General features: G+C 42.3%; 11 protein-coding genes and 1 pseudogene. 6 read left to right on the forward strand and 6 right to left on the reverse strand.

Annotated features, from left to right (window positions below):
* Positions 1-170: 170 nt before the first annotated feature.
* Entirely contained in the window at positions 171-461 is a 291-nt protein-coding gene (locus tag OCU28_RS11975; protein ID WP_261817925.1) for a putative quinol monooxygenase, read from the forward strand.
* A gap of 127 nt (positions 462-588) precedes the next feature.
* On the opposite strand, the gene OCU28_RS11980 is transcribed toward OCU28_RS11975, so the two are convergent.
* Together OCU28_RS11980 and OCU28_RS11985 are read right to left on the reverse strand one after the other, a co-directional pair.
* Complete coding sequence (locus tag OCU28_RS11980; protein ID WP_261817926.1) at positions 589-1,773, reverse strand: MFS transporter; 1,185 nt, start codon at positions 1,771-1,773, stop codon at positions 589-591.
* A gap of 103 nt (positions 1,774-1,876) precedes the next feature.
* Positions 1,877-2,836 (reverse strand): LysR family transcriptional regulator, encoded by a 960-nt coding sequence (locus OCU28_RS11985; RefSeq protein ID WP_261817927.1) that lies wholly within the window; start codon positions 2,834-2,836, stop codon positions 1,877-1,879.
* A 104-nt stretch (positions 2,837-2,940) separates the two neighbouring features.
* Here OCU28_RS11985 and OCU28_RS11990 point away from each other — a divergent pair, with 104 nt between their 5' ends.
* Both OCU28_RS11990 and OCU28_RS11995 read left to right on the forward strand, forming a co-directional pair.
* Positions 2,941-3,879 carry a LysR family transcriptional regulator gene (locus OCU28_RS11990; protein ID WP_261817928.1) on the forward strand — a complete coding sequence of 313 codons (939 nt, stop codon included), beginning with the start codon at positions 2,941-2,943 and terminating at the stop codon, positions 3,877-3,879.
* 204 nt (positions 3,880-4,083) lie between these two features.
* Positions 4,084-5,292 carry a NupC/NupG family nucleoside CNT transporter gene (locus tag OCU28_RS11995; protein ID WP_261817929.1) on the forward strand — a complete coding sequence of 403 codons (1,209 nt, stop codon included), beginning with the start codon at positions 4,084-4,086 and terminating at the stop codon, positions 5,290-5,292.
* Positions 5,293-5,381: 89 nt separating this feature from the next.
* Here the strand turns inward: OCU28_RS11995 and OCU28_RS12000 are convergent, their stop codons facing one another.
* A complete protein-coding gene (locus OCU28_RS12000) occupies positions 5,382-5,858 on the reverse strand; it encodes a hypothetical protein (RefSeq protein ID WP_261817930.1) in 477 nt (158 codons plus the stop codon).
* A gap of 318 nt (positions 5,859-6,176) precedes the next feature.
* Between OCU28_RS12000 and OCU28_RS12005 the strand changes: the two genes are divergently transcribed.
* Together OCU28_RS12005 and OCU28_RS12010 are read left to right on the forward strand one after the other, a co-directional pair.
* Positions 6,177-6,866 (forward strand): response regulator transcription factor, encoded by a 690-nt coding sequence (locus OCU28_RS12005; protein WP_261817931.1) that lies wholly within the window; start codon positions 6,177-6,179, stop codon positions 6,864-6,866.
* Positions 6,866-8,254 carry a sensor histidine kinase gene (locus tag OCU28_RS12010; protein ID WP_261817932.1) on the forward strand — a complete coding sequence of 463 codons (1,389 nt, stop codon included), beginning with the start codon at positions 6,866-6,868 and terminating at the stop codon, positions 8,252-8,254. Before OCU28_RS12005 ends, OCU28_RS12010 begins: the two co-directional genes overlap by 1 nt.
* A 53-nt stretch (positions 8,255-8,307) precedes the next feature.
* Here the strand turns inward: OCU28_RS12010 and katG are convergent, their stop codons facing one another.
* Entirely contained in the window at positions 8,308-10,497 is a 2,190-nt protein-coding gene (gene katG, locus OCU28_RS12015) for a catalase/peroxidase HPI (RefSeq protein ID WP_261817933.1), read from the reverse strand.
* Positions 10,498-11,277: 780 nt separating this feature from the next.
* Here katG and OCU28_RS12020 point away from each other — a divergent pair.
* Positions 11,278-11,457: a hypothetical protein gene (locus OCU28_RS12020; protein ID WP_261817934.1), complete on the forward strand. Its 180-nt coding sequence runs from the start codon at positions 11,278-11,280 to the stop codon at positions 11,455-11,457.
* A gap of 56 nt (positions 11,458-11,513) precedes the next feature.
* Here OCU28_RS12020 and OCU28_RS12025 read toward each other — a convergent pair.
* Together OCU28_RS12025 and OCU28_RS12030 are read right to left on the reverse strand one after the other, a co-directional pair.
* A pseudogene (locus OCU28_RS12025) lies at positions 11,514-11,852 on the reverse strand (zinc-binding dehydrogenase); the annotation flags it as partial.
* A gap of 93 nt (positions 11,853-11,945) precedes the next feature.
* Positions 11,946-12,710: a hydratase gene (locus OCU28_RS12030; protein WP_261817935.1), complete on the reverse strand. Its 765-nt coding sequence runs from the start codon at positions 12,708-12,710 to the stop codon at positions 11,946-11,948.
* Between the last annotated feature and the right edge of the window lie 210 nt (positions 12,711-12,920).

Here is a 12,920-nt window from a genome sequence, read left to right on the forward strand (position 1 = left end):
TATGGGCTAAACACCTATGAAATTAAGCTCTTATGCTATTTTCAATTAATTTTTGAATATTATTCAAAAATTACGCTGTTTATTCGATAGTTATAAGATTCTATTATGCATCCATACCAGTGAGGCGTTGAGCCTTGCATCGTTACCAAACCACAGTAGAGACTATGATCATGACTAAATTAACTATCGTTGCAAACATCATTGCTAAAGCAGACTCAATTGAACTTGTAAAAGAAGAGCTTTTAAAGCTGATTGATATCACTCGTGCTGAAGATGGATGCATTAACTATGACCTCCACCAAGACAATGAGAATCCAGCGCACTTTACCTTTTATGAAAACTGGGTTTCTCGTGAACTATGGCAAATCCACATGGCAAATACGCACTTAGCTGACTATATGGCGGCAACTGAGGGTGCAGTAGAGGCATTTACTCTCAACGAAATGACTCAAATTGCTTAATCTATTTGAGTCTATAAGGTACTGATATTGCTCTACACATTGTTACTAATGTGAGTGCTTAAAGGCTTGTTCGTAACAGTATCACATTGCAAAAGCGCCGAGGATTGAATAGATCCTCGGCGCTTTTTTATTGTTTGTTTTCTGCTTTCTTAGCTGCGGATACTAGGTTGTTGGTAATGAGGCTACCTAAAACCATAATTACGCTAAACCCAGCGACACCACTCCAACCAAGGTGTTCAAATGCCATTACCCCCGCAAAAGACCCAAATGCGCCACCTAGATAATATCCGAGCATATAGATGCCATTGATGCGACTTTGCGCCGTAGGGTCAATCGAGAATACACGTACCTGGTTTGAAACTTGCGCGCTAAACACGCCAAGGTCGACCAAGATAATACCTGCGATAAGTCCAATTAAATTATTACCAAATAGCGCCGATACAATAAAGCCTGATGCGATAAGCAATAGGGCTGCGTTGATCATGTTACGCGACCCGACCTTTGCAACTAATACACCCGAAACCCTTGCTCCAACAACCCCGGCTAAGGCTATGATGCCAAATAATCCTGCTTGTTGTGCATCGTAGTTAAATGGTGATTGATGCACATGTAATGCTAGGGTTGCCCAGAGTGCATTAAATGAGGCGAACCAGAATGCACCGGTTAATGCTGATTGACGCAAAATTAGATGCTGTTTGAGTAAAGAGCCCATACTTGCCACTAGCTGTAGATAGGGCATGTTATTGGTTGGTTTGTTTTCCGGAAGAAACTTATATAGCAATAAACCAAATAGGGTTGCTAGTGAGGCTGACATTAAGAACACGGCCCGCCACCCAAATTGCTCCCCTATAAATCCGCTTAAGGTTCGAGACAGCAATATACCGATAGTTAGTCCTGTCATTAAGGTGCCAATTACCTTGCCTTTGTTTTCGGGGGTGCTTAGTGATGCAGCAAATGGAATCAACTGCTGAGTAATGTTTGCGCTTAAGCCAATAGCAAAACAAGCGACAATTAACACCAATAAACTATTAGCTGAGAACGCGAGTAAAGAAGAGGTGATTAACAGCATGGATAAGACGCTGATTAAGCGTCTACGTGGCAGTTTATCTCCGAGAGGGGACAATAACAGGAGTGCCGTAGCATAACCAATTTGACCCGCAGCAGGAATGGTTCCAAGTTGGGCACTGGTTAACCCAAGGTCATGCCCAATTTGTGGCAATATTGGTTGATTATAATAAAGGTTGGCGGCGGTAGCGGACACTGCGCTCGACATTAAAAGTAGGCGAGCTTTACTTAAAGGTTGTTGTTGCATGGGATTACCCTATTAACTTGCGGTTGATGCGGCTAGTTTAGGGAATACACATTAATAACAGAAATAGCCATTTAATTTAGATTCAATACAATTTTGGTATAGATCACCTTTGCATTGTATTGCGAATGGAAGGGATGTTGCGCTCGACAAGTTCGATAAACTTTTTGGTTGTAGGGGAGAGGGCGTGAGACTGATAGGTCATTTGTAAGGGTATATCGGCATTAATTGTGCGAATTGAGATAAACCGGCATTCGCTACAGCGCAGATCTTTTACCGCATAAGGCGTGATTGAAACGCCAAGGCCGGACGCAACCTGAGTCAAAACGGTTTGCATATGAGTGGGTTGGCTTTTTATTTGAGGCGAAAACCCAGCTAACTGGCAATGTTTAATGACCGAATCGAACAGTCCTACTGCTTCATCTCGTGCAAATAGGATAAAAGCTTCATGCTGTAACTGTTTAAGATCGATAGTTTTTTGGTTAGCAAGAGGGTGATCAATAGGTACGGTAGCCACCAACTGATCGGTGTAGATATTAGTTGAAGAGAATTCTTGTTGGACCGACTCAGGCAGTGGTCGAGATAGGCTAAGGTCAATTTTTCTATTCTGTAGGGCAACAAGCTGTTCGGATGCGGTCATTTCTATCAAATCGACTTCAATGGCAGGGTTATTTTGGATGTATTGGCGCACTAGACCGGGAAGAAATGAAAGTGTAGCGCCTCCCAGGTAACCTATAGTTAAGTGACCTATCTGCCCGTTTGCGGCGTTGATAATGGCTTGTTTTGAGCGTTCAGTTTGTTCGATTAGATGTGTCGCATCCTTTAACAATTGCTCACCTGCCGCAGTAATGATGACTTCGCGAGAGGTTCGAAAAAATAACTTTACCCCAAGTTCATCTTCTAGGCGTGATATGTGGCGACTGATAGCCGGTTGAACCGTATTTAACTCCTGAGCCGCTTTAGAGAAACTGCGATGCTGTGCAACCACCACAAAGCTTTTAAGTATTTTTATTTCCATATTACTTATACCAACAATAACAACCGCTTGAGATAAATAGTAAAGCATCTTTACGCCTTTAGAGCGACCCATGCTTTGATTGCAAATCAATGGCTAGTGATCGCAATGCATGCCATGCTTAGTGGGAAACTATAACAGATGGAGCAAGTGTTTTGATTCATGAAAGAGCTGGGCAAATGGTGGTGTTTCATACCCTAGTTTTAGCAGGAAGCTTTACTAATGCAGCGAAAAGGCTTGGAGTTTCAACTTCTTACGTAAGCAAACAGCTTTCTTTATTAGAGAAAGAGCTCAACATTCAACTCCTTCAACGCACCACGCGCAGCTTGGCTTTGACCCAAGCTGGACAGCATTATTTTGATTATGCAGAGCAGGTAGTACAGGCGGTGAATGAAGCCAGTAGTGCGATCGAAACCGACCGCAATGACGTGACTGGGACTATAAAAATAGGGCTGGCACAGTCTTTTGGTACTATGCATATATTACCAGCTATCAATGAATTACGAGCGCTATTTCCTGAATTACAGGTTGAATTGAGCCTGTTTGACCATAAAGCAGATATGTTGGCTGAAGGGTTGGACTTGTGGATCACCAATTATGAAGTGCTTCCTGAAGGGTATGTTGCACAGCGATTAGCCGAATCTAAATTTATCGTAGTAGCTTCACCGGATTACCTCACGCACTATCAAGCGCCCACTCACCCAGAGCAATTGGCTAGTCATAACTGTTTAATATATAGAAGCTTACAAAGAGACTATAGCCGTTGGTCTTTTGCTAAAAATGGAGAGTCATTGACGGTAGGGGTCTCTGGTAACTATAAGGTAGATCTTGCCGAAGCCGTCAGAGATGCCGCTCTTTCTGGGTGGGGAGTGGCCTATTTAGCGAGCTACTTGCTTACGGATGAGTTTAAGAGTGGTAAGTTGATACAGTTACTACCCGATTGGAAAGCGAATCAAAGTATGCCGTTTTATGCTGTCTATCCAAAGCGAAAGCATCTGCCGACTAAGATAAGTGCGGTAATCGAGTTCTTTAAGCAACGCATCGGTCGTCCAACATATTGGGATCAGGCTTTGCGGCCGCAAGTGAAATTCTAGGTAAAATATTTTCCATATACAAATAATCACCTTTTCCACTTGGAAAATATAGGTTTTAAATTACTTTATTTTCAATGGCTTATTTTTTTTGTTGGTTGGTGGTGATTGATTTTGAGATTCTTTTGCAACAATTGTGACTTGTTAAGTTTTGCCCTGCAATTAGAATGCGCGCCTTTAGTCTAAAGACCGTTAAGGCCACCTGAAATGAACTCAATATTTGGTGTAATTGCCATTTTTGCTTTTGCTTATTTATTGTCTACCAACCGCACTAAAATAAATCTAAGAACCGTTGGTTTGGCTTTTAGTCTGCAAATCCTTTTTGCATTACTTGTATTGTATGTTCCTGCCGGAAAGGAGGCATTGCACTCATTTACTCAAGGTGTATCGAGTGTGATTGAGTACGGGCAACAAGGCATTGGTTTTATGTTTGGCGACCTTGCTAAAGGTAAAGTTGGGTTTGTGTTTGCAATTAACGTGCTTGGCATTATTATTTTTTTCTCGGCACTGATATCTGCCCTTTATCACCTTGGTATTATGCCAAAAGTTATCAATATTTTAGGTGGTGGCTTGCAAAAGCTACTTGGTACCGGGCGTGCTGAATCCTTATCTGCGACAGCCAATATCTTTGTGGGTATGGTTGAAGCACCATTAGTCGTTAAGCCATATCTTAAAAACATGAGTGATTCGCAGTTCTTTGCTGTTATGACTTGCGGGTTAGCTTCAGTTGCTGGTGGCACCTTGGTGGGTTATGCCTCGTTGGGTGTTGATCTTAATTTCTTAATCGCTGCGGCGTTTATGTCCGCTCCTGCTGGGTTGTTGATGGCTAAAATTATGATGCCTGAAACTGATAATCAATATTCAGAGCAGGAAATTACCTCGGTAGAGTTGCCGCGTGCAGCCAATGTAGTTGAAGCCCTTGCTGATGGTGCAATGTCTGGCTTACGTATAGCGGTTTCCGTAGGGGCAACCTTAATCGCTTTTATTAGCGTGATTGCGCTGTTAAATGGCTTGCTAGGTAGTATCGGTGATTTCTTCGGATATCAAGGCTTAAGCTTTGAAATGATTTTGGGTTACGTGTTTGCTCCAGTGGCTTATCTTATCGGTATACCTTGGAGCGAAGCCTTAACCGCAGGTTCACTGATCGGTAGTAAGGTTGTCGTGAACGAATTTGTCGCCTTTATCCAGATGATGCAGGTTAAAGACCAATTGAGTGCACACTCTTTGGCGATTGTGACTTTTGCATTGTGTGGCTTTGCCAATATTTCTACTATGGCGATGCTCATCGGTGGGCTAGGTAGCCTTATCCCTGAACGCAGAACCTTTATTGCTAAGATGGGCTTTAGAGCAATTGCAGCCGGGGTGCTTGCTAACTTAATGAGTGCTTCTATTGCAGGCATTATCCTTTCGTTATAAATAATTTAAACAGATTAGCGGCGCTTTCATCCATGAAGTATCAGGCTCAACGACATGGAAGAGAGCGCCCTTTTTTGTTTATCTGCTTATCAGGCCTCATTAACCATGTTTGATGTAGGCTTGTCATCTAATGCAAAGTAGATCCTAGAGATAATAATCTCTGCAATCAGTATGCTGAAAACCACCGCAAAAAACGCCACCACGCCATTCCATGGGCCTGTAAATTGCACCTTGTCACCAAATAAGATATTGATGGCTTCTAGCATCACAAACTTAGAGCCAACCAAGATAATGTACGTTGATATTGCTCGGTAAAATTTCGGTGCTTTACCTGGCTTTGATTTAAAATAGTTGGCGCATTTATGCTCTAAGCCAATAGACAGCTTAAGTAAAAGCTGTAGCAAAATCGCGGCTATTAAAGAGATAGTAAATGATTCTATGTTAACAAAGCCCCAATACTCATCGAAGAAATTCAGCACCACTAGGTCAACCAATATGGCTAGCGTGTAACCAACAAATAAGCGTTGTGAAGTGTTGAACCCATAAGTTTTCTCGATGTTTGTCATGCACTCTTCTCTCTATTGAATTAGTAACTTGATTGAGCTTAAACGCTGTAATCTGAGTGCTATTTTAGCTAATAGATATGACAATAATTGCCATTTAGCGACAACTCCACAATCCAGCCAAATTCAGGACACACACCTAATCTAAAAGCCAGTTAAAGAGACACACACTTCAATTTAGGTGTATGTCCCAAATTCATATGTACATTTGTAGTATTTTATAACTAATAGGTGTGATTTTAGAGATCGCCTTATCAGATTAACTGGTTCGCTAATGATATGTTTACCTTCTCTCTAGACTCATGACCCAATCAAATACGTATGACAAATAAGCGTGTACTCATTGTTGAAGATAAACTTAATGTTCAGCACCTTCTAACCGACTTTCTGACTAGCAATCATTTTGCAGTGAGCTGTGCATCAAATGGATTGGATGCGATGCATTGTATTGAGCATGACAATCCCGATTTAGTGTTACTTGATATCATGATGCCGGTGATGGATGGATATGCATTTATCAAAAAATTACGAGCTAAAAGCAGCCTACCTGTCATCGTGATTAGCGCCAAGCAACAAGAGCAAGACATAGTTACAGGGTTTGAGCTAGGAGCGGATGACTACATCAGTAAACCTTTTCGTATGATGGAGTTACTGGCTAGAGTAAATGCGGTTTTAAAAAGAGCTTCTATCTCGCATCCAACCGGGGTTAGCTTACAGGCAGGCCCACTAAGCTTAGATCTCAACTCAAGTGAAGTGTTTGTGAAAGCAGAGCGTATAGCAGTAACCAAAGTTGAATATACTTTATTGGTCACCTTACTACGAAATAAAACTCGCGCAGTTTCCAAGTCGGAATTGTGCTGTCAAATGATGGAACAAGGTTTTAGTGGTAGTGAAGCGACACTAAAAATTCATATCCGAAATCTGCGTAAAAAACTGCATCCTTATTGTGGCAATGGGCTAGAAATCGAATCCATATTTGGAGTGGGATACAGACTGAAGGAGGGAGCCTGATGCGAGTATCGCTGCGCTGTCAGTTGATTGCAACTTACCTGTTAGTGAGTTTATTGACTGCAACCACCACCTATTTCATTACTTATTTTACCTCTGAACAGCGTGTAAATGAGCTTACGCTTACCTATCAAACAAAAGAAATGAAGCAAGAAGTTATTGCATGGTATCAGAGCGAACAAAGCTGGGAAGGCTTCTCTGACTATTTTGCAATACTGCACCCTAATTATGGTCCTGATCGTCCTAGAATGCAGGTCCATCCTGACCCTCGCCAGAATTTAAGATATCCAAAGCGGCACGGTATCGTGACCTCAGAGAATCATGCTTTAGTGCCATTTCTAACTTTTCTTGAGGGGGACTATGTGTCCTCAGCGTTTTTGTCTAACGCGCAACCTATCTATGTTCATAATCAGCTAGTGGCGTGGATTATTCTGCCGGAGGCAACCGGCTTAAGTCTTGAATCTCAACTCGATGTGTTCTTAGGGAACCTACATGAGACACTTTTTGTTGCAGTAGTTATCGGTATGTTTGCTTCGTTAATCCTAGGCTTGATACTTTCGCGATGGCTACTTAAACCTATGGATTTACTACACAACGCTATGTCTTCCATGTCACAGGGGCGGCTTTTGCAGAAGGTGCCTATTACTGCAAATAATGAATTAGGTGAATTGGCTAAAGGGTTTAATTCTATGAGTAGCAGTATCTCTCAAGCGGATCAAAAGCGGCGTCAATTAACCGCAGATGTTACCCATGATTTGAGCTCTCCGTTGCAAGTTATTTCTGGTTATCTAGAAATGGCTCAACAGGGTGATATTCACTTGGATAGCGCTAGATTAGAAATAATGGCCTCTGAAGTAGATCGGATGGACAGGCTAATTAAGGATATGAACCTATTAGCAAAAACGGACTCTCAGAGCTTGGAGCTTGAGCTTGCATCAGTGCCAGTTACTGAGTTTATGCAAGATGCTAGAAAACGCTTTGATGCAAACTGCCGTGCGGTCAATATTTCACTTCATCTTGAGTTAAACTCACAGTTGCCTAGTGTTTATATCGATGAAGGGCGAATGCTGCAAGTCATGGGAAACCTAATCAATAATGCTCTTAGATATACTCCAGAATTTGGCGTAATTGGCCTGTCTGCTCGCCGTGCTGGTGAGCGTTGTGAAATAGAGGTATCTGACAATGGCTGCGGGATAGATCCGGCCATACTTGAGAATATCTTTGAACGATTCTACAAGGTAGAGGTTGCTCGCAGTGGGTATGATGGTCAATCAGGACTGGGACTAAGTATTGTTAAAGGACTATTAGAAGTACAGGGCGGAACGATTTATGCGGACTCTGATGGGGTGAAGGGAGCACGGTTTGTTATTTCGCTGCCTATTCTAGTTTAATAAAATAACCCCAGCTAAGCATGAGTTTAACTGGGGTTAGGGTTTTGATTTATCTAGATATCAAAACGGTCAGCATTCATCACTTTAGTCCATACTTGGGCAAAGTCTTCGATGAATTTTTGGTTTGCATCATCACAAGCGTACAGTTCAGCTATAGCACGCAACTGAGAGTTAGAACCAAATACTAGATCAACACGAGTAGCGGTCCATTTTTTCTCACCAGTGTCACGATTAATACCAACATACGCACTGTTGTTAGGGCAAACCGGCTTCCACTCGGTTGCCATATCGGTTAGGTTGACGAAGAATTCATTGTTTAGCACGCCAGGAGTTTGGGTGAGTACACCATGATTTGTTCCGCCATAGTTTGCGCCAAGTACGCGCATGCCACCAATCAATACCGTCATTTCTGGTGCACTCAGACCAAGCAGCTGTGCTTTATCTAGTAGCATTTCCTCTGCTGGAATTGAATATACTTTAGGTGCGTAGTTGCGGAATCCATCTGCGCTTGGTTCAAGCAGGGTAAAGGCTTCAATGTCAGTATCTTCTTGCGTTGCATCGACGCGACCTGAATTAAATACTAACTCAACACTTTGACCCCCCGCTGTTGCCGCTTGTTCGATAGCGAGATTACCACCAAGTACAATAAGATCCGCGATAGAGACATAACGTCCATCTTGATTAAACTCTTGCTGAACTTGACGATAAACGTCGAGTACTTTAGAGAGTTGTTGCGGTTGGTTTACTTCCCAGCTAGCTTGTGGTGCTAATTGGATTCGTGCGCCATTTGCACCACCACGGAAATCTGAACCACGGAAAGTAGAAGCAGAAGACCAAGCTGTATAAACGCGTTCGGTAATGCTTAGGCTTGTTGCAGCAATCTTTTGTTTGAGTAACTGAATGTCATCTAGGTTGATGGCATCGCTAGGTTGACTCGGTAATGGGTCTTGCCAGATCAAGTTTTCGCTTGGTACTTCTTCACCAAGGTAGCGACTTTTTGGACCCATATCGCGGTGAGTTAGCTTAAACCATGCCCGAGCAAAAGCATCAGCAAACAGCTCTGGGTGTTTGTGAAATCGAGCAGAAATCTCGCCATAGATAGGGTCCATACGCATGGCCATATCTGCGGTAGTCATAATGGTTTTAACACGCTTTGAAGAATCATGCGCTTGAGGCGCTTTATGTTCTTCTTTGACACCTATCGCAACCCATTGCCAAGCACCTGCTGGGCTTTTTTCTAGATCCCAATCATAGCCAAATAGCATATCAAAGTAGCCGTTATCCCACTGAATTGGGTTTGGTGTCCATGCACCTTCAATACCACTGGTAGTGGTGTCGTCACCATGCCCAGTTCCGTAGCTATTGTTCCAACCAAAGCCCATTTCTTCTAATGGTGCAGCTTCTGGAGCAGGCCCCATTAATGCGTCATCAGCCGCACCATGGGTTTTACCAAAGGTGTGACCGCCAGCCACTAATGCTACGGTTTCTTCATCATTCATGCCCATGCGCGCAAAGGTATCACGAATATCACGACCTGAAGCAAGGATGCTTGGGTTACCATTTGGGCCTTCAGGGTTAACATAGATAAGCCCCATTTGAACTGCCGCTAACGGTTTCTCCAGTTCGTCTTCGCTATGGCGCTCGTCTCCAAGCCATTCACTCTCTGCTCCCCAGTAGATATCTTCTTCTGGTTCCCAAATATCTTCACGACCGCCAGCAAAGCCGAAGGTCTTAAGTCCCATACTTTCTAGAGCAACATTCCCAGCAAGGATGTACAGATCTGCCCATGATAGGCTGTTGCCATATTTCTTTTTGATTGGCCATAGTAAACGACGAGCTTTATCTAGGTTACCGTTGTCAGGCCAGCTATTGAGCGGAGCAAAGCGTTGATTACCGGTATTTGCACCACCGCGCCCATCTGAGGTGCGGTATGTGCCCGCTGAATGCCATGCCATACGAATCATAAATGGGCCGTAGTGACCATAGTCAGCTGGCCACCATGATTTTGAATCGGTCATCAATGCAGTTAAATCTTGCTTAACTTCTTTGAGGTCTAATTGGTTAAAAGCGAGGACATAGTTAAAGTCTTCACCCATAGGGTTCGACTTGCTGTCATTCTGATGAAGGATTTTAAGATTTAATTGATTCGGCCACCAATCAATATTTTTAGTGGCTTTGCCGCCTAATGTTGTGTTGGCGCCATGCATGACAGGGCATCGACCAGTTGCGTTTTCATTGTGCATATCTGCATCCTAGTATTAGCTAAATTTAGAGTTCGAACTCAACATAGCATGACTAATCAGCGCAATGGTTTATAAAAAGTTTAGTAGTACAAGAAAATACAAATTTCATGATGTAGCAAGCAAAAGAAAACCCCACCCGGTTACCCGAGTGGGGTCTATTTCTCTTTGCAGCAATCCGGCTACTAAAAGTGCTCCCTGCATCATTCCTTGATAGTGGTTAAATTCCGTTAACCTAAATCCCTGTCATCGCCATCCTAGCGGTGTCCATTTGAGCCTGTCATCCTGACTGGCAAACTCTATCCTAGAGTGTCACTTCCATGCTGATAACTAATCCTAAGTCATCAAATCTTCATCCTGAAGATACCTAATCCATTAGGTTTTGTTCCATTCCTGCCAACATCCTGTCGACACATTTAGTATCGCTGTTTGAGTGGGAAACAACAATAGGGTGGGTTAGATACTTTTTAATATCTATTAATGTAATTCTAATATTAATCAATAAAAACAATATCTTATGTTGTTATGTGCCTATTGTATGTGCTGGTTTTGCTACGATCTCTGCCTTCTTTGTAAGATATCTCGCACAAAGTAACGAGTGAAGTGCCCGATAAGGCGCTTCACAATACGAAATGATGATAATAGTGTGAGCATCGGCGCATAATGGTAAGTATTGAGGATACTTATTGGTTAGGATCTCTATTATTCAAGCGCATACATCAGGGTTGATTTTAACTTCAGTCACTAGCAGGGTGTATTTGTATATTAATAGAGGCGATAACAATGTATGAACTAACACTAATTGTTAGCTTAATGGTGGGAACAAACCAAGACACCGCAGAGTTTGAGGTTAATAGGCAATTTACCACTCTTGAACAATGCCAGCAGCAAGGTGCTACTTTGGCGGAAAAGCTCAAACAGTCTGATATGGAAACTATCCAAGTTCAATGCGATCTAGACTGATGTTGTTGGGCGGACAAAGGTGATTTGTCCGTTTAATTTTTAGAGAAAGTGTGAAGCTACACCTCTAACACTAACTTTCCAATATGCTGTTTTTGTATGAAGATTTCCTGCATTTCATTAATTGCCTGCAGGGGCAAACTCTTGGCGACGATAGGCGTAACTTTTCCAGATTCAATCCAGCCAATAAGGTTTTGAAATACTCTCTCATCGAGCACTGTACAACCAAAGAAGCTTAGGTCTTTGAGATAAAGGGTTCTTACGTCTAACTCTACAAGCGCACCACCTATTGCACCTGAAACGGCGTAGCGACCTTTAGGTTGCAGCACTTCTAGGAATTCAGGCCACTTTTCTCCGGCTACTAAATCAATAACCACATTTACGCTATTCTCACTGAGGGTTATTTAGGACACACACCAATGATTTTACTCTAAAACCGTTAAAAAATTTTATAAGTAGGGGGCTAAAAGCCCCCTTATTTCATTTATAACTTATTTATTTTCAATAAAAGTAACTTTATATTCACCAATGCCGTCGTAAGAAATCAGTGTTGGCTTTTCAAATTCTACTTCGACGATACCACAATATGATCCAGTAATTATTGCTTCTCCAGCCTTGAAGGTTGCTCCTCGGCGTGTCATGAAGTCTATTAACCAATGGATCGGGCTTGCAGGCATTGTATTAGGGTGCTTGCCGTCGAAATTTTGAGTTGTCTCACCTTGAGTTACTGAAACATTAATATTGCTTGCAGAAAAAGCAGTATCTTTATCGATTTCAGGCCCAATGTACATCCCCTGGTTCACTAAACAATCGGCCAATCTTTCATAAAATTCTGCACCACTGTCATCAGCAAAGCGTGATTGCATTAGCTCTAGAGCCATATGACATGAACCGATAGCATCGTTGATCTGTTGTTCTGTATAACCATCAGGATTGGCAGGAAGATCTTTATTCAATAAAAATGCAATTTCGGGTTCAACGCGGGCTTTCCCGTTATCTCTGAAAAGAGCGCAGTTTGCACCTTTCGATATGGTATCAGCAAAGATAGGAGCGACAACATACTGCTCTTCTGAAATAGGTTGTAAACATTTCCAACCGGCAACTGAATCATTGCGTTGTTCAATAATATTCACTTGAATTTCAAGTGCTTGCTCAATATTAGTAGGGCGAAGTTCTTCAGGTAAACGTGGGGCCTTAGTACCGGCTACACGACGAGATAACAGCTCGCTAGCTGCATTTACAAATTGCTTGGTCATATGGTATTACCTTTGGGTGATTTCCTAGATAATATAAGAAATTCTAGTCAAGTAAAACTCGATACCTCTCATTAATGTATTTCTTTTGTAGGGTATACATGAGCAATTGAGGACAGTCTATAAGTCAATAATTCATGGTATTTAAGGACAGTCTCTTAAGTCAGAAGGTAGGCAGTTGAGTTTATTGGTAGTTTTGAGTGATTGTTAGCT

The organism is Vibrio gallicus, assembly GCF_024346875.1.
Classification (GTDB): domain Bacteria; phylum Pseudomonadota; class Gammaproteobacteria; order Enterobacterales; family Vibrionaceae; genus Vibrio; species Vibrio gallicus.

Excerpts from the sequence above, each read along its gene's own strand:
- OCU28_RS12030 (WP_261817935.1), bottom strand. The coding sequence starts at position 12,710 with ATGACCAAGCAATTTGTAAATGCAGCTAGCGAGCTGTTATCTCGTCGT.
- OCU28_RS11980 (WP_261817926.1), bottom strand. The coding sequence starts at position 1,773 with ATGCAACAACAACCTTTAAGTAAAGCTCGCCTACTTTTAATGTCGAGC.
- OCU28_RS12000 (WP_261817930.1), bottom strand. The coding sequence starts at position 5,858 with ATGACAAACATCGAGAAAACTTATGGGTTCAACACTTCACAACGCTTA.
- OCU28_RS11975 (WP_261817925.1), top strand. The coding sequence starts at position 171 with ATGACTAAATTAACTATCGTTGCAAACATCATTGCTAAAGCAGACTCA.
- katG (WP_261817933.1), bottom strand. The coding sequence starts at position 10,497 with ATGCACAATGAAAACGCAACTGGTCGATGCCCTGTCATGCATGGCGCC.
- OCU28_RS12020 (WP_261817934.1), top strand. The coding sequence starts at position 11,278 with ATGTATGAACTAACACTAATTGTTAGCTTAATGGTGGGAACAAACCAA.
- OCU28_RS12005 (WP_261817931.1), top strand. The coding sequence starts at position 6,177 with ATGACAAATAAGCGTGTACTCATTGTTGAAGATAAACTTAATGTTCAG.
- OCU28_RS12010 (WP_261817932.1), top strand. The coding sequence starts at position 6,866 with ATGCGAGTATCGCTGCGCTGTCAGTTGATTGCAACTTACCTGTTAGTG.
- OCU28_RS11985 (WP_261817927.1), bottom strand. The coding sequence starts at position 2,836 with ATGCTTTACTATTTATCTCAAGCGGTTGTTATTGTTGGTATAAGTAAT.
- OCU28_RS11995 (WP_261817929.1), top strand. The coding sequence starts at position 4,084 with ATGAACTCAATATTTGGTGTAATTGCCATTTTTGCTTTTGCTTATTTA.